The 21,747-nt window shown below is 46.0% G+C and carries 21 protein-coding genes and 1 tRNA gene; 3 read left to right on the plus strand and 19 right to left on the minus strand.

Features of this window, described 5'->3' with window-relative positions; all coding sequences use genetic code 11:
- Positions 1–2 precede the first annotated feature (2 nt).
- From cobS to QZZ41_RS11350, 17 genes are read right to left on the minus strand one after another with little or no spacing between them, the layout of a single operon-like run.
- Positions 3–770 carry an adenosylcobinamide-GDP ribazoletransferase gene (cobS, locus tag QZZ41_RS11270; protein ID WP_295072009.1) on the minus strand — a complete coding sequence of 256 codons (768 nt, stop codon included), beginning with the start codon at positions 768–770 and terminating at the stop codon, positions 3–5.
- Positions 764–1,285 carry a bifunctional adenosylcobinamide kinase/adenosylcobinamide-phosphate guanylyltransferase gene (locus QZZ41_RS11275; RefSeq protein WP_295072012.1) on the minus strand — a complete coding sequence of 174 codons (522 nt, stop codon included), beginning with the start codon at positions 1,283–1,285 and terminating at the stop codon, positions 764–766. The genes cobS and QZZ41_RS11275 overlap by 7 nt, the downstream gene beginning before the upstream one ends.
- A complete protein-coding gene (gene cobT, locus QZZ41_RS11280) occupies positions 1,282–2,331 on the minus strand; it encodes a nicotinate-nucleotide--dimethylbenzimidazole phosphoribosyltransferase (protein WP_295072015.1) in 1,050 nt (349 codons plus the stop codon). Before cobT ends, QZZ41_RS11275 begins: the two co-directional genes overlap by 4 nt.
- Positions 2,300–3,670: a cobyrinate a,c-diamide synthase gene (locus QZZ41_RS11285; RefSeq protein WP_295072018.1), complete on the minus strand. Its 1,371-nt coding sequence runs from the start codon at positions 3,668–3,670 to the stop codon at positions 2,300–2,302. The genes cobT and QZZ41_RS11285 overlap by 32 nt, the downstream gene beginning before the upstream one ends.
- Positions 3,667–4,857, minus strand: a complete 1,191-nt coding sequence (gene cbiE / locus QZZ41_RS11290) for a precorrin-6y C5,15-methyltransferase (decarboxylating) subunit CbiE (RefSeq protein WP_295072020.1) — start codon at positions 4,855–4,857, stop codon at positions 3,667–3,669. Before cbiE ends, QZZ41_RS11285 begins: the two co-directional genes overlap by 4 nt.
- Positions 4,858–4,866: 9 nt before the next feature.
- Complete coding sequence (gene cobK / locus QZZ41_RS11295) at positions 4,867–5,607, minus strand: precorrin-6A reductase (protein ID WP_295072023.1); 741 nt, start codon at positions 5,605–5,607, stop codon at positions 4,867–4,869.
- Positions 5,600–6,328, minus strand: a complete 729-nt coding sequence (gene cobJ, locus QZZ41_RS11300; RefSeq protein WP_295072026.1) for a precorrin-3B C(17)-methyltransferase — start codon at positions 6,326–6,328, stop codon at positions 5,600–5,602. The genes cobK and cobJ overlap by 8 nt, the downstream gene beginning before the upstream one ends.
- Positions 6,325–7,362 (minus strand): cobalt-precorrin 5A hydrolase, encoded by a 1,038-nt coding sequence (locus QZZ41_RS11305; protein WP_295072029.1) that lies wholly within the window; start codon positions 7,360–7,362, stop codon positions 6,325–6,327. Before QZZ41_RS11305 ends, cobJ begins: the two co-directional genes overlap by 4 nt.
- Entirely contained in the window at positions 7,359–8,117 is a 759-nt protein-coding gene (gene cobM / locus QZZ41_RS11310) for a precorrin-4 C(11)-methyltransferase (RefSeq protein ID WP_295072032.1), read from the minus strand. The genes QZZ41_RS11305 and cobM overlap by 4 nt, the downstream gene beginning before the upstream one ends.
- Positions 8,110–9,252 (minus strand): cobalt-precorrin-5B (C(1))-methyltransferase CbiD, encoded by a 1,143-nt coding sequence (gene cbiD, locus QZZ41_RS11315; RefSeq protein ID WP_295072035.1) that lies wholly within the window; start codon positions 9,250–9,252, stop codon positions 8,110–8,112. Before cbiD ends, cobM begins: the two co-directional genes overlap by 8 nt.
- Positions 9,242–9,943 carry a precorrin-2 C(20)-methyltransferase gene (cobI, locus tag QZZ41_RS11320; RefSeq protein WP_295072038.1) on the minus strand — a complete coding sequence of 234 codons (702 nt, stop codon included), beginning with the start codon at positions 9,941–9,943 and terminating at the stop codon, positions 9,242–9,244. Before cobI ends, cbiD begins: the two co-directional genes overlap by 11 nt.
- Position 9,944: 1 nt before the next feature.
- The gene (gene rsmA / locus QZZ41_RS11325; RefSeq protein WP_295072040.1) at positions 9,945–10,799 is read right to left on the minus strand and encodes a 16S rRNA (adenine(1518)-N(6)/adenine(1519)-N(6))-dimethyltransferase RsmA; all 855 of its coding nucleotides are present in this window, start codon (positions 10,797–10,799) and stop codon (positions 9,945–9,947) included.
- 12 nt (positions 10,800–10,811) lie between these two features.
- Positions 10,812–11,075, minus strand: a complete 264-nt coding sequence (locus tag QZZ41_RS11330) for a hypothetical protein (RefSeq protein ID WP_295072042.1) — start codon at positions 11,073–11,075, stop codon at positions 10,812–10,814.
- 58 nt (positions 11,076–11,133) lie between these two features.
- Positions 11,134–12,726, minus strand: a complete 1,593-nt coding sequence (locus QZZ41_RS11335) for an NAD(P)/FAD-dependent oxidoreductase (protein WP_295072045.1) — start codon at positions 12,724–12,726, stop codon at positions 11,134–11,136.
- A complete protein-coding gene (locus tag QZZ41_RS11340; RefSeq protein ID WP_295072048.1) occupies positions 12,723–13,970 on the minus strand; it encodes an aminoacetone oxidase family FAD-binding enzyme in 1,248 nt (415 codons plus the stop codon). Before QZZ41_RS11340 ends, QZZ41_RS11335 begins: the two co-directional genes overlap by 4 nt.
- A 5-nt stretch (positions 13,971–13,975) precedes the next feature.
- Positions 13,976–14,848 (minus strand): metallophosphoesterase, encoded by an 873-nt coding sequence (locus QZZ41_RS11345; RefSeq protein WP_295072050.1) that lies wholly within the window; start codon positions 14,846–14,848, stop codon positions 13,976–13,978.
- On the minus strand, positions 14,848–15,744 hold the full coding sequence (locus QZZ41_RS11350) for a mechanosensitive ion channel domain-containing protein (protein WP_295072053.1): 897 nt from the start codon (positions 15,742–15,744) through the stop codon (positions 14,848–14,850). The genes QZZ41_RS11345 and QZZ41_RS11350 overlap by 1 nt, the downstream gene beginning before the upstream one ends.
- 218 nt (positions 15,745–15,962) lie before the next feature.
- Between QZZ41_RS11350 and QZZ41_RS11355 the strand changes: the two genes are divergently transcribed.
- Together QZZ41_RS11355 and QZZ41_RS11360 are read left to right on the plus strand one after the other, a co-directional pair.
- Positions 15,963–16,036, plus strand: a tRNA-Arg gene (locus QZZ41_RS11355).
- Between the two features lie 137 nt (positions 16,037–16,173).
- Positions 16,174–16,965, plus strand: a complete 792-nt coding sequence (locus tag QZZ41_RS11360) for an NUDIX domain-containing protein (RefSeq protein ID WP_295072055.1) — start codon at positions 16,174–16,176, stop codon at positions 16,963–16,965.
- 313 nt (positions 16,966–17,278) lie between these two features.
- On the opposite strand, the gene QZZ41_RS11365 is transcribed toward QZZ41_RS11360, so the two are convergent.
- A complete protein-coding gene (locus tag QZZ41_RS11365; RefSeq protein WP_295072057.1) occupies positions 17,279–17,956 on the minus strand; it encodes a hypothetical protein in 678 nt (225 codons plus the stop codon).
- 187 nt (positions 17,957–18,143) lie between these two features.
- Positions 18,144–20,849: a glycoside hydrolase family 9 protein gene (locus tag QZZ41_RS11370; protein WP_295072059.1), complete on the minus strand. Its 2,706-nt coding sequence runs from the start codon at positions 20,847–20,849 to the stop codon at positions 18,144–18,146.
- 292 nt (positions 20,850–21,141) lie between these two features.
- On the opposite strand from QZZ41_RS11370, the gene QZZ41_RS11375 reads away from it, so the two are divergent.
- A complete protein-coding gene (locus QZZ41_RS11375) occupies positions 21,142–21,726 on the plus strand; it encodes a guanylate kinase (protein ID WP_295072062.1) in 585 nt (194 codons plus the stop codon).
- The last annotated feature ends 21 nt before the right edge of the window (positions 21,727–21,747 follow it).

Below are 21,747 nucleotides of genomic sequence, written 5' to 3' on the forward strand. Positions count from 1 at the left end.
GTTCAGACCACCTCCGTAAGCCTAAATACAACCGCAGCTGTCAGTGCGATGACAAGTTCGCAAATCTGCAAAAACCAACCTGCAAGATCACCTGTGATACCACCGAATTCCTTATACGAAATATAGCGGTAATAAACCACTGTCAGCAGCGCAGCTGCGCTTACTGCCAAACCTGTGGTAAGGTCAATACACATCATAGCCGCACAGGAAAGAACTGCAAACAGAGAAAGTACACAAACACTGATTTTCTTATGGGCAGGCTCTGTGAAGCTTTGCAGCGTTCCCTCTTTTTTGGCAGCCTTTAAAGTCATGGCAGTAAGTCCGCTGAGTGAACGCGAAAGCACATATCCGAGACCTGTTATAACAGCTCCCTCAAAGAAGAAAAGCTCAGATAAAGCAGCAGTGCAGACAATAAGATAAACACCAAGCTTTATGGCAGCAAATGCGCCGATATGTGAGTCCTTGAGTATGGCAAGCTTTTTCTCCTTATCACCCCATGAAGCCCTCGCATCACAGGTATCGCAGAAGCCGTCCAGATGAATACCGCCTGTAACAAGAATATTTATCAGCATGACCACTGCTGCATACATAAAATTGCCGAAATCAACTTCTTCGCAAAGCATCTGCCAAAGCACTGTAAGTACACCGATAACTGCACCTATAACAGGGAAAAAGCAGAGAGAATAACGCCTGTTTTTTTCATTCCATTCCACCTTCGGCATAGGGATTCGGGAGTACATCTGGAACGCCGAAATAAAAGACTTTAACAAATGACCGCCCCTTTCCGCGGTACGGGTATACCGTAAACACATTCTATGACATTATCTGCAAATTCAGCTATTTTTCGGTTGATCTCAGTAAGCTGACTTATGTATTGAAGCGTTTCTGCGGAGTACTCCACACCGTCACAGCCCACTTCATTTGTAACGATGATAAGCTCCAAAACTCTCTCAGAAAGAGCTCTTATATCGGAAACTATCTTATCCGCAGGCTTGAAAATATTGCTCCCAACAAATATCTCATTTGCACAGAGATTTCCCATACATTCGATGAGAACTCCGCTTTTTTCAGAAACGTCAGCATTGCAGATATCACGCTGACATTCGACAGTGATATAGCCCTTTCCCTCGCGCATTTTTCGGTGACGCATGATAATTTCTTCTGCATCGCTCCCAACGGGAGACATAGTTGCGATATAGTATTTTTCACCGCTGAAAAGGTTCAGTACTTTCTCGGCATAACGCGATTTTCCGCACTTTGAACCGCCTGTGACAAGAGTTATCATTTAAGTTCAGCATACCTTTCTATACCCGAATTTTCAAATTTATGGGAGTTATAATAAATTGCCGCAGCACCGTCAAGAAGAGGCAGGAGCAGTATACCGCCTGTCCCTTCGCCAAGCCGCAATCCTCCGTTAATGACAGCTTTCAGCCCAAGCTTTTCGAGAAGTCCCTGTCCCGCAGGCTCGGCAGAAACATGACTTGCAAGCATATAGTCCGTACACGCTTCCGAGTACATAGAAGCAAGCACAGCGGAAACAGCCGAAATTACACCGTCAATAACAACTGTAACACCGTAGACCGCACCGCCGAGGAACAGCCCTGTCATACCTGCTATCTCGTAACTTCCAAGCTTTGAGATAAGCTCGGTGGGATCATCTGAAAACGGCGAATTGACGGCAATTGCGCGTTTTACAACTTCAATTTTATGTTCAAGCATATCGCTTGAGAGCCCTGCACCTCGCCCTGTAACGACTTCAGGCGGAAGTCCGAGCAAAACCGAAGAAAGCGCAGATGTCGGAGTCGTATTTCCAATGCCCATTTCTCCCGTAACTATAAGCTTTATGCCCTTTTCAGCAAGGTCGCGAACAATGTCCATACCGACCTCGACAGCTCTGAAAACATTTTCACAGCTCATTGCAGGACCTTTAGCAATATTGTCCGAACCATAGGCAACTTTTCTGTTGAGAAGCTGTTCGCACTGCACATCGTCAGCAATTCCGATATCAACAGCAACGACCTGCGCTCCATATATCTTGCCAAGTGCATTTATATTTGATTTTCCGCAAGCTATAGCCTCAGCACATATCCTTGTCACAGAACGATCAGTCTGTGTCACACCCTCATCGACAACACCGTTATCCGCACACATTACCACAACAGCGCGTGAAGAAATATCAGGTGACTCTGTTTTCTGAACCGCCGCAATTTTGTTCCAATTATCTTCAAATAAACCAAAACTGCGAAGCGGCTTGGCAACACTGTCCCAGTGCTCCTGTGCAAGAAGTGCAAATTTTTTATCAGTGCGAACGATCTTGCTTATTCTGTCCATGTTTCTCTCCATATTCCGCGCAGGCAGCAACAAAACGCTCCGCAATTCTCACATCAGCATAAAAGTAAAGATGTGGGAAGCCTGCATATGTCGATTTATTGGCGTGTACGCACTCCCAGTTCCTGCCGTCACTTTTACGCGCAATAAAGTCCGAACCACAGTTAGTACTGTCCCAATAGTGAAATTCATGTGCAGCAATTTTGTCCGATTCAACACATACAAGGCAATCCTTTTTCGCCTCAAGCGTAACATATCCGAAACGCTGAAGCTTTTTCGTCGAATAAACATCTCCCTTAACTGCACCGACAAAACCGAATATTTCATCATCAGCCAAAATGATATTTTCATGGAGATACATAAAACCTCCGCACTCGGCAATCGTTGGAATGCCGCTGTTAATAGCACTTCTGACAGCTTGCAGCATTTCATTGTTCTGTGAAAGCTTTTCCGCATACAGTTCGGGATATCCACCACTGAGAATAAGTCCGCAGCAGTCATCAGGAAGTTTTTTATCTTTCAGCGGAGAGAAGTATTCAATACGGCAGCCGAGCTTTTCGAGCAAAGCAATATTGTCCGAATATACGAAGCAAAAAGCTGCATCTTTCGCAACAGCAATAATTGGTCTGTTATTATACTCAACAATATGCAATTTTGGCTCTCTGAAAATTGGAAATGAAGCTTCTGAAACTTCAATTAGCTCGTCAAGAAATATATGCTCTTCCGCAAGAGTGCTGAGTTCAGCAAGCTTATCTTTTAGATCGCCTATTTCGTCAGCAGTCACAAGTCCAAGATTCCGACTTTCAAAAGTGAAGCTATTTGTCGGCATATAGCCAAAAAACGTTGTCCCAAGTTCACGGCACATCTCTTTTATCCGCGGTACAAGTCTCTCGGGCAGCCTGTTGAAAATGAATCCTTTTATCATGTTTGGCTGCTTATAGCTGAGAAAGCCTTTCATGACCGCACCTATTGACTCGCTCGCGCCCTTGCAGTCGATGGCGACAACAGCAGGTGTTTCGGTTATCATTGAGACCGAATGTGCAGAACCGCGTCCGTTCACTCCGTCATAGAATCCCATAACGCCCTCAACTACGGAAATATCAGCGTTTATGCTATTTTCATGCATGAGATATTTCAGAGTTTCATCGTCGCAAAAGAAACTGTCAAGGTTGTGAGAGTCCACACCTATCACTTTCTGATGAAACATCGGATCTATATAGTCAGGACCGCACTTGAACGCAGCCACATTCAGCTTCCGAGCTTTCAGCGCAGCAAGAATTGCACAAGTGATCGTTGTTTTTCCGCAGCCGCTGTGCGTACCTGCAATCATTATTCTCTTCATGTTTGTTTCCTTTTTATGATGAATACTGGATTTTCAGCTGACATCATTGTATGTTTTCCGATTTTTCGTGTTCTTGTTACAGATATCTGCGTAATTTCAGCTTCAAAATCAAACTTATCAAAAATGCTGATACACTCCGATAATGTTTCAAGAGATACGGCAGTTATAGTCAGTCTTATATTGCGATTTTTACTGAGTGCAGTCTGAATAATGCTTTCCATTTCTCCTCCGGAACCGCCAATGAAAACGCATTCGGGCACAGGAAGTTCTTTTACAATCTCAGCAGCATCACCCTCGATCGTATCAATGTTATCACAGCCGAATTTTCGGCTGTTTTCAAGGGTAAGTCCAACTGCTTCTGGATTTTTGTCCACTGCGCAGACCTTTCCGTTTTCGCACATCAAAGCCATTTCCACAGACACTGATCCCGTACCGCATCCTATGTCCCAGCACACATCATTTTTGCCTATTTCAAGCCCCGTGACCACATTTGCACGTATCTCTTTTTTAGTCATGGGTACTTTTCCTCTTACGAATTTTTCATCGTCTATCCCACACTGAACAAAACGCTCATAGTCGGGATTTTCAACCAGAAGTACGCTCAATCCGCTTGCACTGTACTCCGTAAGCTCGCAAGGCTTTCCCACAGTTATCTTCTCATTGGGATATCCAAGTTCTTCGCCTATATATACCGAAATATCGCCTTTTCCATAGTTGCTTAGCTTTTTGCAGATATCAGCTGCCGTTACATCTCCCCCAAGAAGGAAAAATGTTTTTTCATGTGAACAGACGCTTCTTACTACGTTTCCGTTCTTGCCGTGAAGGCTAACGAAATGGCAGTCTGACCAATCTTTTTTCAGCTTTGACATAAAATAAACAGGTGAAGATATACCGCAGATAAACTCCGTTTCGATATCGGTAAGAAGTTCAGAAAGCTTCTTTGCACCGCTGAAAAATCCACAGTCTCCCGACATAAGAACAGCTGCACGCTTGCAGTCGCTTTCCTTGATATACCGCACTATTTCATCACTTCTGTACTCCTCGAAAACAGGCTTTCCCATATCTCTGAACGGCTCGACCATTCGCCTTGCGCCTATAAGAAACTCCGCTTTTTTAACAGCTTCCAAAGCTTCCGAAGTCATTGTTCTCGCGCTGCCCATTCCGATACCGATTATATATACCTTCACCTGCTCACCTCATTCTGATATCATTTTCTTAATTTCACCCAGTGTATAGCCTTTTTCAGCTGGCCTTTCAATGACAAGCAGTTCAGCTCCGCACAATTTTGCTGCTTCGGTCTTTTCAGGAAAACCGCCTGCCGCACCGCTCTCCTTTGTCACAAGTATCTCAGCTCCGCTGAGCTTTAAATGTTCAATATTCCGCGCAACGCTGAACGGACCTTTTTCCGCTATAACACGCTCTTTAGCGATACCAATTTCCTCGCACTGCCTTATTATATCCTCATTCGGAAGTACCCTTACCCACAGCCTTTCAGCATAGTTTTTCATGGCTGTAAGCTTAGGTATTTCCTTGCTGCCAAGGGTACTCAATACCGTTTTATCCGTACTGTTCAGCAATTCCAGAAGCTGCTCCATATCCCTGACTTTTTTACAGTCCGAAGTTTCAGAGCTGCTGCGTAAAAGCCTGTAATACGCTGTATTTGCTGCTGTGCAGGCTTTTTTTATATTCGCGGTCACTTCCGTAGCATAGGGGTGAGTGGCATCAATCACACGCTTGCATTTCAGTTCCGACATCAGCTTTTCCATACCGCTGCTGTCAAGCCTGCCTGTGATTTTCCGCAGATATTCGCTTTCCGGAAGAAGCTCCGCACCATACTCCGTAGCCACCGATACAGCAGAAAGAATATGATTTTCGCAGCAGAATTCCGCAAGCTCTCTGCCCTCTGTAGTACCGCCGAAAATAAGCAGCTCACACATTGCGGTATCCTCTCGGAGTGACCATTTTTCCGCCTATTACCTTAGTCTCGGAATTGCCTATAAATACTGTCGTGAACATATCCACCTGCGTATCGCGCAGTTCACCGAGTGTCAGCACTCGGCTCTCCTGACCGTCCCTGCCTATATTGCGCACATAGCCGCAGACCGTATCCAACGGGCGGTATTCAAGGACAATATCGCAGGCATTTCTGAGATAGTCGGCTCGTTTTTTGGACGAGGGATTGTATATCGCCATGACGAAATCTCCCTCAGCGGCACATCTAAGTCTTTTTATGATCTTCTCCATAGGTGTAAGCAGGTCGGAAAGGCTTATTATCGCAAGATCATGTGTCATAGGCGAACCAAGTACAGCTCCGCCGCTGAGTGCAGCCGTAACTCCTGCAACTACCTCAACTTCCACATCGGGATAGTTTTCGGAAAGCTCGATCGCAAGCCCTGCCATGCCGTAAAGCTGACTGTCACCGCTGCAAACAAGTGATACAATTTCTCCGTTTGAAGCCTTTTCCAGTGCAAGTTCAACTCTGTCCTTTTCCTGACGCATACCTGTTGAAAGGCAGTTCTTTTCGGGATAAAACTGCTTTATCTGCTCGATATACACCGTATATCCGACTATTATCGAACTGTTCAGTATTGCCTGCTCAGCTTCGAGAGTAAGACCGTTCCTGCTTCCGCAGCCTATACCAACTACATAGAGCTTCATAGTATCTTCCTCTCAAAATCAAGATATACCGCTTTTTCCGCAGCCGCTACAGTTACTCCGTCACCTGATGTCTTATGTATCACAAGCTTTCCGCCGCTGCAAAGTACGGCACTCCTCTCGCATACATTGTCCGCACCTGTGGTTTCAAGTACAAAATCGGAGCTTTCAAAATTTCCGCTGACGCTCATAAGTTCCTCGGCAGTATAGGTCTTTAGGGGCAGTGAATACTTCTCCGCAAAGGCGCAAAGCCCTTCCTCATTCTTCTTTATATCAATTGTAGCTATCTCCGATATCGTTCTGATATCAACACGATATCGTTCAAGTGTCTCGAGAACTGCCTTTTCGATATCAGCTTCCGAAGTACCTTTTTTGCAGCCGATACCAAGCACTATATTTCTCGGGAGAAGCCTTAATGTAACATCAAAGGGCTTCGCACTCATATCATTTCCGACGTAGATACCCGTACGGCATATGCCGAAAGCTGTGAGCTCATCAGGAAGGCTGCTGTGAGGATATTCCGTAGAAAAACCTATTTTTTCATCGTCTATAACTGCCGCAGCTATCTCCTTTGCGGCTTTAAGGTCGGTGATTATAAGGTCGTTTGCAACGGCAAAGCTGTCGGGTGAAAACTTTCCGCCCACATCTGTTGCAGTAGTTATAACAGCTGTTCCGCCTACGAAATCGGCAATTATCTCCGCAAGGCAGTTTGCTCCGCCTATATGTCCCGAAAGTACGGGGATTGCGAACTTTCCGTGGTCGTCCATAACTATAACAGCCGGATCATCTGCTTTTGTGCCAAGATACGGTGCAACAGCCCTTACAGCTATCCCGCAGGCACATATAAAAATAAAAGCGTCTGAACGCTGGAAAAGTCTGCCTACCATGCTGCCCATATTCCAGAATACTGCCGAATCATCATCGGTATGCTTATGGAAACAGTATCGGCTGACGAAGTGCTCACCTCTCAGCATTTCGGCAACGCGCTGAGAAAGCTGTCTGCCGTTTTCGGTCACAGAAAATATTGATATATTCATGTTTTGTCAGCCTTTCTGAATTCAGTTTCAAACTCCTTGTCGTAGAGCTTTGAGAGCTGATAAGAGTCACCGAGGAAATCCCCTACGGTTATAAGTGCAGTCTTTGTAATTCCGTTTTTCTTTGCGGACTCAGCAAGCTCTCCGACTGTACAGCGTATCACCTTTTCATCTTCCCATGTGGCTTTGTACACTATCGCCGCAGGTGTATCACTGCTGTAGCCGCCTGCAATTAGCCGCTTTGACAGCTCCTCAAGCATACCTGTACTGAGGAATATGACCATTGAAGCTCTGTGAGCTGCAAGGCTTTCGATGCTTTCCTTTTCGGGTACTGGAGTCCTGCCTGCCATGCGTGTAAGTATAACAGTCTGGGATACGTCGGGAAGTGTGTACTCGGCTCTGAGAGCCGCAGCAGCTCCGCAGAAAGAGCTTACTCCGGGAGTTACATTATAGGAAATGCCAAGCTCGTCAAGCCTGTCCATTTGCTCGCGTATAGCCCCGTAAACTGAAGGGTCTCCTGTGTGCAGACGAACTGTATTCTTCCCCTCGGACTCCGCCTTTTTCATGACTTCTATTACCTCGTCAAGGTGCATGAGGGCACTGTTATATATATCACAGTCCTTACGGGCATAGCTTAGGAGCTGAGGATTTACCAGTGAACCTGCGTATATTATAACGTCTGCATTACTGAGCAGCCGCTGACCGCGAAGTGTTATAAGGTCAGGTGCGCCGCAGCCTGCTCCAACAAAATCAACCATTTTCTTCCTCCGAAACTGCCTTTATAAGTTCATCTGCAAAAGCAGTTTTTACGTTTATCTCGCGTTTATACGAAAAAGCAAGTGCGGCTATTTTTATCTCGTTCTTTACTCGTCCGCGAAGATAATAGTCCATACGCTGACTGAGTATATCAAGTGTTTTTTCAAGATAGCCTGCATCTGCAAGTATGTCCATTGCCGCATCAGCCGTAGCACAGTCGGGAAGCTTTTTCAGCGTATCTGTATCTGCTCCTGCAAGCAGTCCGCAGGTGACGAGAACCTCCATTCTTCCGTCCGCCCATGAGGAATGGGTGTTCATTATGCCTGCTCCAAGCTTTACAAGCTTGCCGATATGACCGATGATAAGTATTGAACTGAAACCAAGCTCGATACCGATATCTATAGCGTCACCGATAAAGTTGCTGCACGTAACGCTTCTTTCCAGTGAAAAGGGCATTTTGTCCTGCACAAAGCTCTCACTGTAATTGCCGATAGTCAGCAGCATATTCTTCTGTCCCTCTGCACGGCGCATTTTTGCTTCCGTGCGTATAGTTTCTATGAGTGCGGTATTGCTCATAGGCTCAACGATGCCGCTTGTTCCGATTATGGAGATGCCGCCCTCTATGCCCATTCGGGGATTGTAAGTCTTTGCGGCAAGCTCAACGCCCTCGGGTACTGATACTGTTACCTCAAAACCGCCTGAGTAGCCGTACTTCTCGGCTATTTCCATAACTGCCGCCGTAATCATTTTTCGGGGCACAGAATTAATTGCAGCTTCGCCTACAGGCTGGTCAAGTCCTGCCTTTGTGACTCTGCCTATTCCGGCTCCGCCTTTTATTTTCACGCCTTTCTGCGCAAGAGCAACAGCTGCAAATACCTTTATTCCGTTAGTTACATCAGGGTCATCACCGCTGTCCTTTTCAACTGCACATGATGCCATACTTTCGGTTATAACAGGTTCGATAATATCGGGACGGATAACTATGCCCTTGGGCGTAAGTATCTCCGCAGTCGTCAGCACTCTTCCCGTAAGGAGCATTTCCGCTGCCGCCTTTGCTGCCGCCGCCGCACACGAACCTGTGGTGTATCCGCATCTCATCTTCTGTGAGCCCTTGTAAATATACTCCTCAAGCTTCATGCCGCTTCTCCTTGTCATGTACTATAAATACCGTGAAATAGCCAAGCTCGTCATTAACTTCGTCAAGACTGTGATACATCTTCTCATCAGGCAGTCCGCAGTTTTCTACTATTGACGTATGCTCTGCAAAACCTTTCCTGTGTAGCAAGTCTGCAAGCTCCGCTGAATGGCTGCCTGTTTTCATTATCACCTTTGTACCGCGGATATCGAGGAGCTCCTCAAAGTCCTCGCAGCCATAAGGGATAATATGCAGCGGCTCATTCCCGAGACAAAGTGGTAATTTCAGTTCGGCTGCTGCCGCACAGAAGCTTGTGACTCCTGCGCATATCTCAACATCAAAGCCCTTTTCAGCTACACGCTCAGCAATATAGCTGAATGTAGAATACACGGAAATATCCCCGAGAACAGGTACTGCAACATCATTTTCTTTCAGCTCGCTGCACAGGAGCTGCGTTATCCTGTCATAGTTTTCATCAAGCAGCTTCTTGTCCCTTGTCATAGGGAAATCAAGATATATTATCCGCTTGTCTTTAATGTCAGCTGCCTGCTGAGCTATGGAAAGTGCAAGAGTGTTTTCGCCCTTTGTGCGCGGTACTGCCAAAACTCCGCAGTTTTCAATTATCTTCACTGCTTTGACAGTCATGAGCTGAGGATCGCCTGCTCCCACGCTGACACCGTAAAGCTTGCCCATATCAGTCCTTCATCAGTTTTGCGGAAAAGTCAATGAGCTGTTCCATATCAAGCTGCTCGATACGAGCGGTTTCAGGCAGTCCCATATCTTTCAGTGAAGCATACACCTTTTCCTTTGGTATTCCCATTATGGACGCAAGTGAATTTGCAAGGGTCTTTCTGCGCTGTTCAAAGCCTGCCTTTACCACCTTGAAGAAAAATCTCTCGCTTTCCTCGTCAAGGCGGTGCTCGGTGTTAAGGTCTATCCTTATTACAGCCGAGTCAACATTGGGCGCAGGCATGAAGCTGCCACGCGATACGTCAAAGAGCTTTTTTACTTCGCCGTAGTAGTTTACACCTACTGTTATTGCTCCTGCGTCACGGCTGCCTACCTTTGCGCAAAGACGCTGTGCGGCTTCCTTCTGCACCATGACCGTTATGGACTCGATAGGAAGTCGGTTTTCAAGGAGCATCATAATGATAGGAGATGTGATGTAGTACGGAAGATTTGCGCACACAGCAACTTTAAGTCCGTCAAACTCCTCTTTGATGAGCTTGTGCAGGTCGCACTTCATTACATCCTCGTTGATTATCTTCACGTTGTCAAAGTCCGCAAGAGTTTCTTCAAGTATGGGAAGCAGCCTTGTGTCGATCTCAACTGCCGTCACCTTGTCTGCACGCTTTGCAAGCTCTGCTGTGAGAACACCTATACCCGTGCCTATCTCAAGAACTCCGAAGCCCTCGCAGGCATTGCCGTTTTCTGCTATTTTCGGGCAGATGTCTGGATTTATGATAAAGTTCTGTCCCAGTCCCTTTGAGAAGCTGAACCCGTGACGGGAAAGTATCTCCTTAACTGTGCCGATGTTAGTTAAATTCATTCGATATGCTCCTTAAACCTTGTGCCTTTCCTTTTCGGAAAACTCCTTCTGCTTTGCATCATTGAGCTTTTCCATTGTGTTTACCAGATAGTCGGCTGAACGGTACGCTCTCTGAAAATCCATGTCCTTGAAATGGACCTTCAGGTCTACAAATTCACCGTCTATGGTAATATCAAGCTCACCTATCTGTCTGCCGACATATTTCTGTCCGACGTACTTTATGTACTCGTCTATCTCGCGTCTGTCCATTTCTCCGCCGATAACATTGATCTTCATAACTAAGCCTCCGTTTCGATTTTAAATTATACTTTCGGGACTTCGCCCGTTTTTTACGTTACTGTCCGCTAATGGCTTCTATGACAGCTTCGGCACACTTCATGCCGTCTACAGCTGCCGAAACGATACCGCCCGCATAGCCTGCTCCCTCACCGCAGGGATAGAGTCCTTTCAGTGATACGGATTGCAGGTCGTCACCTCTGTTTATCCTTACAGGTGAGCTGCTTCTGCTCTCTATACCCGTCAGGAGAGTGTCACTATCATCAAAGCCCTTTATCTTTTTGCCCATTTCCTTTATGCCAAGCCTCAGAGACTCGCACACATAGTCGGGAAGATACTCCTCGGGAGCTGCAAATCTTATATCAGGGCGGTATGACGGCTTTACTCTGCCAAGCTTTTCACTGATACGTCCTTCCATAAAATCACCCAGGACTGCCGCAGGCGCATGATAATCACTGCCACCTGCAATGAAAGCCTTTTCTTCAAGCTCTTGCTGGAAGTACATTCCTGCAAGAGGGTGGTCACTTCCGTAGTCATCTGTATTTATATTCACAAGGAGTGCGCTGTTGGAGTTCTCCGCATCACGGGAGAAATAACTCATGCCGTTAACTGCAAGTCTGCCCTCCTCAGATGAAGCTGCCACAACGTGTCCTCCGGGGCACATACAAAAAGTATACAATGTGCGTCCGTTTGGGAGATGTACTGCAAGCTTGTAATCTGCGGCTTTAAGAGCAGGATGTCCTGCAAAATCACCGTACATTGCTCTGTCGATATCTTTTCTCAGATGCTCTGCACGAACTCCCACTGAAAAATTCTTCTGCGAAAGCTCTATCTTTTCATTGTAAAGCAGCTCAAAAACGTCCCTTGCACTGTGACCTGTAGCAAGTATCAGACTTTGGGCTTCAAGCTTATGCTCCTGTCCGTTCTGTGTATATCTCACTGCGGAAAGGCTACCGTTTTCAGCTTCAGATCCGCAGAATTTTGCGTTAAATCTCACTTCACCGCCAAGTGATATGACTCTCTCTCGGAGAGCCTTTACAGCTCCGCGGAGCTTGTCCGTACCGATATGTGGCTTTGCAAGATAAAGTATCTCATCGGGCGCACCGAATTCCACAAGCTTTTCCAGTATCCAGCCGATACGCCTGTCCTTTATGCCTGTAGTCAGCTTTCCGTCGGAAAATGTTCCTGCTCCGCCTTCGCCGAACTGCACGTTACATTCGGTGTCAAGCTTTCCGCCGCTCTGAAATTCCTCAACAGCCTTTACACGTGAGTCCACATCGCCGCCCCTTTCGAGGACTATTGGCTTTGCTCCTGCCATTGCAAGGACAAGAGATGCGAACATTCCCGCAGGTCCGAAGCCAACAACTACAGGGCGGTACGGCAGACTTTTCAGCTTTGGTACTCTGTAGTCCGTCTTTTCGATTTTTGAAGCATTTTTCAGAGTTTTCAGCAGCTTTTCCTCTCCCTTTGCTTCAATATCAAGGGAAATAAGGAAATGCACATAAGACTTCTTACGTGCGTCAACTGACTTTTTCGCAAGCTTTACGCTGATTAGCCTGTCACGGTTTATATGCAGCTTTTTCTCGCATATCCCTGCAAGATCGCTGAGGTCGGTATCAAGCGAAACCCTTATGCCGCCTGCTCTTATCATAGTGCTGCACCCCTCAGTGACTCCGCACAGTTTCGTCCTGCAAATATTCCCGATGACCATGCCCATTGCAGGTTATAACCGCCGCAGTCGCCGTCGATATCGAGTATCTCACCGCAGAGGAAGATGCCCTTTTCGCTTCTCAGCTGCAATCTGTCGTCAACGCACTCGCCGCTGATGCCGCCTGATGTTACCTGTGCATCTTTCCACGGTGCGCTTCCGAGAATGTCAAAATCCATATTCTTTATGAGTTGCGCAACCTTTTTAAGGTCAGCATCAGTCAGTGAAGATATCTTTTCAGTGAGGGGCTTGCCCAAGGCTCTCTTGGTTATGTATGCTGCAAGATTACGCTGGAAAAGTCCTGTGAGCAGCTCGTCCGTGGTGTGCTTTCCGCGCTGATAGTGTATGATGCGGAGGTAGCCCATGAGCTGTTCATTCTCCATGTCTGCCGCAAGGTCAAGTCTTAGTGTGAGCTTGCCCTCGAACTTTGAGATGAGATATGCCATATTAAAAACGCAGATACCCGAAAGTGAATTCTCGGTAAACTGTATCTCGCCTGTTTCGTCCTTGAGGAAGCGTCCGCCCGAATAAGCTGTTACTCTACCCTTTGCGCGGACTCCTTTGAGCCCTTTCAGAAGCTCGGGACGTACTCTAAGAGGTGCTACGGCAGGGCATATCTTTGTAGTGTGGCAGCCCTTGCTGCGGAGAAGCCTTATAACACTTCCGTCTGTTCCGAACTGCGGTGCAGCATAGCCTCCTGCTGCAACTATTATGCGTCTGCAAGGGTACTTCTCCCCCGAAGCAGTACATATCCTGAAGCATTTGTCAGTACTCTCTATGAAGTTTGCTTCAAAGCCGCATCTTTCAATGATACCCAGCTCCTCTGCCCTCATTCTCAGCGCATTGAGCACAGTTGCCGCATTATTGCTGCGAGGGTATATCCTGCCCTTTGAATCAGCTGTACACAGCACTCCGAGACTGCCGAAAAACTCCTTTGCCGAGGGAGTTGACTGCATTATCCTCTTTGCGTTCCTTACGCTGCCGTGAAAATGTCCGTCACTGAGATCAGTGTTGCTGAGATTGCATCTTCCGTTGCCTGTTGCAAGCAGCTTCTTGCCTACTCTGTCAAGCTTTTCAAGTATGACTACCTTTGCATTGGGCATTATTGTCTTTGCCTCGATAGCTGCCGCAAGTCCTGATGCTCCGCCTCCGATAACTGCAATATCTGTAATATTTTCCCTGCTCATACCTTTCACCTCTTTGGTTCAACATCTAATATGACTACTTCGGGTCGGTTATTAAATCGGAAAGGTCCGGGATAAACTCCTATTCCCGATGTTATGAACATCTTCCCCCCGTCATAATCAAAAAAACCTTTGTCATATATATTAAGCTCTTTATCCGAGAGCTTTGGAAGCCATTTTTTTGTTTCCGTATCGTAAAGCGGTCCTAAGAACGGCAGCTGTACCATGTCGCCGTGAGTGTCTGCACATATGGTAAGGTCAGCTCCGAAAGCCGCGAATTTCTCATAGTTCGGTATATGTGCAAGCAGAAGATCAAAGCTGTTCTCATCTGTGGAAAACTCGTTCCTGAGATCAAATGTGGAACTGTAGTACACATTGTCTATGCCCATAAGATGAACACGATTGCCCTTTACATCAATGTATTCGCTCTCATACTCAAGAACGTTAACACCTGCATTTTCAAGATCGTTTATATACTCTCTGTCCGTATCATGCTCGCCTGTGACTGCATATACGGGATATCCCGCAGATATGAATTCCTCTGCAAGTTCCACGGGCTTGCTCATAAGCTCTCTTTCACTTTCTCTGGTATACATATCCCCGAGGAAGAATACCACATCTGGCTTCTCTTTATCAACTGCCTCAAATATGGTCTTATTCTTTATGCCGTGCTTTGTGGCGTGAAGGTCACTTATAACTGCAAAGCGCATTTTACTGCTGATCTTTGCCGATTTCATGCTGACGCTGTTGGTTTTCAGCGTATAGTTATTGAACCACCATATAATAAACAGTATTACTATCCACAGCCACTTACCTGACTTTTTCTTTTGAGTCTCTATCTTAGGGGCTTCGCTCTGTTTTGTCTCTTTTTTCTCGCTCATCAAACCTTATCCTTTATGTGTATATCTAACTGGTCAAACGGTATCTCTATGCCGTTTTTTTCAAATGCAGCCTTTACTGCTTCTGTCATATTGTAGCTCTCTTCAAGAAAGTCTCCGTTATTTACCCATACAAGAACTGCAACGGATACGGAGCTGTTGTTATGTGAGCTCATTCTTACAACAGGTGCAGGCTCTTTCAGTATGAGCTTTTCATTTGCGATAACATCGAGTATCACCTGACGAGCCTTTTCAAAGTCTGAGCTGTAGCTTATTGCAAAGCTCATATCAATACGTCTTGCAGGAGTCTCTGTGTAGTTCACTATCTTTGCATCAGTTACCTTGCCGTTTGGTATGAATACGGTCTTGCCGTCAAAGGTGAGCATTTTCGTATAGAATATGCCTATATCACGGACTCTTCCTACAGAACCGTCAAGCTCTATGGTATCTCCCGTTGTGAAGGGCTTGGTGAACAGGATTATAAATCCGCCGCTCAGATTTGACAGACAGCTTTGCAGCGCAAGGCTGATAGCAAGTCCTGCTGCACCGAGAATGGTTATTATTGATGACATCGGCACTTTGAGTACGGACAATGCCATGATGATAACTGCGATGTAAAGTATTATCTTTATCAGCGACACAAGAAAGCTTTTCGCTGCGCCGTTAACGTTTGACTTTGAAACTGCCTTGCCTACTATCTTTGCTATGAGCTTTGAGATAAGTATACCCAAAACAAGTATCAGCAATGCAACTATTATCAATGGCAGTGCCTTTCTCAGATATTCTGCCGCATCGCTGAAAAAGCCTGTGGTCTTTTCTACAGACTCCTGTATCGTCCCTATAACTTCATTGGTCGCAGCTTCGGTCACTGTTTCATCCACAGTGGTAAGTTCGTTCATTTTTATCATCTCCGTAAAGAGTAAATCTCTGCATTGCAGAGTTGCTTTAATATTATTAATGTATAGATATAATTATTATAACAGATTTTGCTAAAAACGTCAATATAAAAGGCATTGTCAAAATGCTCAAATCCGCAGCATATTTAAGTAAAAATGTAAAATTATTCATCAGTGCTTGCAATGAGAGGAAAAATGTGATAAAATAATATACATAATGTGTCCCAATAGCTCAGTAGGATAGAGCGACTGCCTCCTAAGCAGTAGGCCGGAGGTTCGACTCCTCTTTGGGACGCTGATAAGCTCCCCGTAAAAAACGGGGAGCTGTTTTTATAATTCACGAAAAATGACTTGACATTTTTCACTCATGGGTATATAATGTAAACCGCTGAAAACATTACTAAGCAAGCAAATGCTGATATGGAGAGAATTATGGAAGATGTTGAAATTTTTCTGAGCAGACTGGCTAATGAGGAAAAGCTCTATGCCGAGACTGCAAAAAAACTTGATGACCCCGACATTAACGACAAGTTCACGCTTGCAGGAGCTATCGCAGAAAAAGGCTCTCCTGCTTCGTATAAGGTCTACGTGTCTAACGAGGAAACAGAAAATGCAGCTGTTGACGAGATAAAGGCTGTATTCACAGAAGCTGCCGAGGAAAACCCTGATATTAAGGTGGAATTCATTGTTGATGAGTTCCTCAATCTCATTGACGATAAGGCAAGGATAACTGCCGACAGCAAGCCCCGTACACTTGTACACAGGGACGGTGAGCTCCACCCGACTGTGCATATATGGATGATAAAACGCCGTGACGGCGGTATTTTCGTGCTTCTTCAGAAACGTGCCCACGAAAAGGATATCAATCCCGACTGCTATGATGTTTCGGCAGCAGGTCATGTTTCACAGGGTGAGGAATTCCGTCACACTGCTCTAAAGGAAGTTCACGAAGAGCTTGGTCTCGATATAAACCGCAGCCAGCTCGAATTCATTGGTCTGAAAAAGGCTGAATACTCAAAGGGGGACATTCACGATAATGAGCTTGTGGCTGTATATATATGCCGTGTGCCTATCGAGATAGAAGAACTTACATTGCAGTCATCCGAAGTCTCTGAGGTAGGCTGGGCTGAGATAGACGAGCTCCTCTCAGTAATGAAATATGAGGATATCCCCAACTGCATCTCGCTCAAAGAGCTGGATATGATAAAAAAGGCTGTTTTCTGATAAAAGTATAGCCCCGATGCATTTTAACAGCTTCGGGGCTATTATTTGTTCAGATCATGATTCGCCAAATAGGTCGCTGAGTGTATGAACAGGATTATCTCCTGTGTCATTCGGAGTTTATGCGCAATTTATTGGTGAACAGTCACGAATCACACGGGCGAGTGGAACTCGCCCCTACACATCGCTTATGGCACTTTAATTACAAATTACGAATTAAAAGGGCGAACACTGTTCGCCCCTACTACTCACTACTTACTATTCACTAAGCACTAAAAACTAAGGCTTCCAAATCAATTGGAAGCCTTTCTTTGTATTATTCTGATGCAGCAGCTCCGCCGCCTTCAGCAGGTGCAGGTGCTTCACCACCGGTTGCTCCGCCGCCTTCTACAGGTGCAGGAGTTCCGCCGCCTGTTGCTCCGCCGCCTTCTACAGGTGTTTGCGTTTCACCGCCTGTTGCTCCGCCGCCTTCTACAGGTAACTGAGCTTCTCCGCCTGTGCCTGTGCCGCCGCCTGTAACTCCACCTGAGCCTGTACCGCCGTTAGGTGTACTTGTGATAGGATAGCCACCATTTGAATATCCGCCTGCAACAGATGTTGTTGTAGTCTGGAAGGTAGGTGTTAAGTAATTCTCACCAGGTGTACCGCCGGACGGTATCTTCTGTCCTGTGTAGAAGCCCGAACCCTGAGTCACATTAGGTATATCTGTTCCTGTAGTTCTGCGGGCAGTGGTTGTTTTTGCCTTAGTGGTCGTAGCCGCTTTATTTTTATCTGAAGTAGTTATCACTGTAGTAGTAACTGTTGTTCCGGCAGTGTCCTTTTTATAGATAGTTTCGCGTCCGAACGCTGATATCACCTTTTCAGAAGGTGTTATCGGGAACATAACGAAGAAAAAGAGGATAGCTGCTGAAAGTGCAATGAAACAGCCGCAAGAGATGAGAGTTATCTTTGTGGATTTTTTCAGATTACTGAAAACGCCGTTTCCTTTACTCATTAAAAAAACACGCTCCTATTTAATAAATATAGAATATTATACTACGTATTCCCGAAAAAGTCAAGCCTGAGTTTGTCCGCGTTTGTGATAATAAAATGAAAATTTGTCTGTTTAAAGGCTTTTTTCGTATTACGGATAAAAATACCGCAGCACATCTGTACCCAAACAGACATACTGCGGCTATGTTTTATTTGCTGTTCTTTTTCAGCTTTGCCATTTTATACACGAAAAGCTCCAAAGAGATAAGACCTGCAACTGCTGCGCCGCAGATAAGAGCTAATTTACCCAGACCGTCCGACTTATCGTCTTTTTCTTTCTTGGTGTCCTTATCCTCTGTCTTTGCTGCCTTTGTTGTAGTGTCTGACTTTTGCTTCTTGGTAGTTGTCTCAGTCTCCTCTTCCTTCTCAGGCTTTTTGCCGTTGCTGTGATGACCTATTTCAATGCCTTCGTCACTTGCCTCCTGTGCAGTAAAGGCTGTGAGCCATGCAAGAGATGCGTTCCAGTTGATAGTACACTCATTCACAGACCACGCCTCGATATTGTCGAGGTAGCACTTCTGGGGCGGTATCTCGCCTTTCTTCCAGCCTGAGCCCTGTACCCACGGATCCTGCATACCCGAGTTTGGTCCGCCGCACATTACGCCGTTCGGTGCTTTCGGGAAAGTCTCGTCTATCTGCTTTGCCCAGAAACGGTGGTGAGGATACTCTATAGCGTGTGAACCGTAGCCCGTAACATAGGAATAGTCCATAGCATTTCTGCCCAGGAGATAGTCCATACCGCCGATAGCTCCGTCAAGATACTGATCCTCGTTTGTGAGGAGATACGCATATGACATAACTATGGCATTATCTGCTACGAATGAGTTTGAACCCCATATATAGCCCTTATCGCTGTCGTTGTAGCTGAGTGTGCTTGAACCGTACGGCAGTCCGTAGCCCTGATTTTCCTCCATTGTGATGTACTCGTCTGCTGCGGAGATAATTGCTTCCTTAACTATCTCAGCATCGCCCTTGTCGAATTTCTCGGAATTGAGTGCGGCACTGAGAGTTGCAAGAGCTCCTGTGTTGCCCCAGTCGAAGCTTCCCACAGTATCAACGCTCTCACCGCCGCCAAGTGACTTAGGTACATTGAGGAAGAACTTGTTCTCTGTTGCCTCGTCATAATAGTCCTCATTGCCTGTTGTGATGAAGAGCTCAAGAGCTGCCCAGCAGAACTCGTCCTCAACATCATCGTCGCCGTAAGCTCCGCCGCCAACAGACTCGTCAAGAGGTGCATACATTGCAGGGTGCTTCTTTGCAGCAGCAAATGCTTTTTCGGCAGCTTCGAGACACTCATCGGCGAATTCCTTGTCGTAATCTTTCCAGAGTCGTGCAGCCTGTGCGCCACAAGCAGCAAGATTAAGGGTAGCTGCTGTGGTTGGCGGTTTTACGATACGCTTCATATCGTCATCGGCAGGAGCGATGCCAAGAGCAGTCCACTTCTCATCGTGAGCCTTGTGGTAAGCCATATCCTTGTATTCGCCCTTGTCCACTATCATTTTCAGCATCCATTCCATTTCCCAGCGAGCCTCGTCAAGAAGGTCGGGAGTGCCGTTATTATTTTCGGGAATGAGCATAGTGCCGTCGGCATAAGCCTTTTCAAAGCCGTATTTAAGAGCAGTCTCGTACTGGTTCTGCATGAGCCAGAGTGAGAAGCCGCCGTTTACTACGTATTTACCGTGGTCGCCTGCATCGTACCAGCCGCCTGTAACGTCGATAGTGCCGCTGCTTCCGCTGTAGCCCCATGTCTGCTCTATCTCAGCCATATCCTTCGTATGACCTGCCGCACGGGCAAGCTCTGCGGTATCGCCTGATGAGATGAAATCACTCTCTATCTCGATGCCGCTGCGGTTCTGGTAGAAGTAGTTAAGCGAGTCATATAGCAGTGAGGAATAGTCCTCAGAGCCGCCTATGGTGAACTCATGGCTTATGCTGCCGTCCTCAGCCTCAAGGTAATAAGTACCTGTCTTTTTGAAGTCCGAGAAATCTATGATATGTACCTCGTCATCGGAGTCGCTGTCATGTCCGAAAGGTACTGTTTTTCCCTCGTATACTTTTTTGTCGGAGTCGTCTTTGAGAGTGAAAGCAACAGGCTTGTCCGAGTCGCTGAGGAGAGTTGCTCTCTTTGCTCTGTCCTTGAAGTAGCCCACCTGATTTGTAAGAATCCCTGCACGTTCGTACTTCACATTCTCGGGATAATCATTCTCATCGCTGGTAAGGTCGATAAGTGACATATTGTCAAACTTTATCTTCGTTCCCACAGGAAAGCAGTCACCGTTTGTGTACTGACCGTCGCCGCCTAAATGGAATGCCCACTCTGCAACGTCAAGTGACTTGTCGGCAGTAAAAGTCACGTCAACCTTTTTTGTCTCGTTCTTGCCTATCTGTATGCAGTCCCATGTGGAATTGAAATCAGGTCCGTTATCCGACATCATGTTGTGCCATATCTCAACATCGCCGTCAAGGTTGCCTATCTTGGTGTAGTACTTTCCGCTCTCGGAGGGAGTTATCTCGTAGGATACCTTATATTTGTGTCCTGATACTATTTTCAGTCCTCTGTGTCTGAACTGGCAGTCCCAGCGATCCTCACCGCCTCGTGAAGCTCCGCCCGGATTTACTATCTCAACTGTATATACTCCATTGTCTATCTCAAAGTCCATTTCTCCCGGAGCTGACTCCACTATATGCCATGGGAGTCCGACGCCGTCCTCAAAATCTGTCTGTCCAAGCTGCTGTCCTGCATTTGCTGTCAGCGGTGCAAGCTCTGTCCCTGCCTGTAGGAAAGAGCTGCCTGCAATAACAGCAGCAGCCATTGCCCAGAATGCTCTCTGTGCAAATCTTTTTCTTCTTTTCATTCATAAACCTCCGTTCATGTTTTCAGCTTTCCATGTTATACTTTAATACTTTTTTTACCCGATGTAAAGCCATGAAACAGAAAATTTACAAATCCGTCCATTAAAACAGCACTTTTGAACATAAAAAGCGACGTTTCTGCTGATATTTCGTTGAATTAGACTATTTATACCCACTCCATAAAAAATAGCAATAATTGAACATCTAACCCCTTGATTTCTCCAATATATTGTGATATAATTGAATACCGTGGAGTAATCTGCAAAAACATGATTTTATTTTCGGAGCTTGTAAATGAACCACATTTTTTATATCATGGGTAAGAGCTCTTCAGGAAAAGACACCTTTTTCAGGCGCATCGTTTCCGAACTCGGACTTACCCCGATAGTCCTGTACACTACTCGTCCTATCAGAGACAATGAAAAGGACGGAAGAGAATACCATTTTGTTGACAGAGATACTTTCGATGATATGATGAAAAAAGGCATGGTCATCGAAGAACGTACATATGATACTGTCTACGGCGAATGGACGTATTTTACTGCCGCTGACAGCATATCTCTCGATAAAGGCAGCTGTATAGGCATCGGCACTCTTGAATCATACATAAAAATAAAAGAGCATTTTTGCGGTGATGTCGTTATCCCCTTGTATATTGAGGTTGCTGACGATGTAAGGCTAATACGCGCCATTGAGCGTGAGCGTACTCAGTCCGTACCGAAATATACCGAACTCTGCCGCCGTTTTATTGCTGACAGTGAGGACTTTTCCGAAGAAAAGCTGGCTCAGGCAGGTATAACAGTAAGGTTTGACAACAGCGGCGAAGAGGAAAAATGCTTTTCGGAAATAAAAAGATATATAAGCGAAAAGATTTTTTGAAGTTATTTTCCGCAACAGAAG

Source organism: Ruminococcus sp., assembly GCF_016283395.1.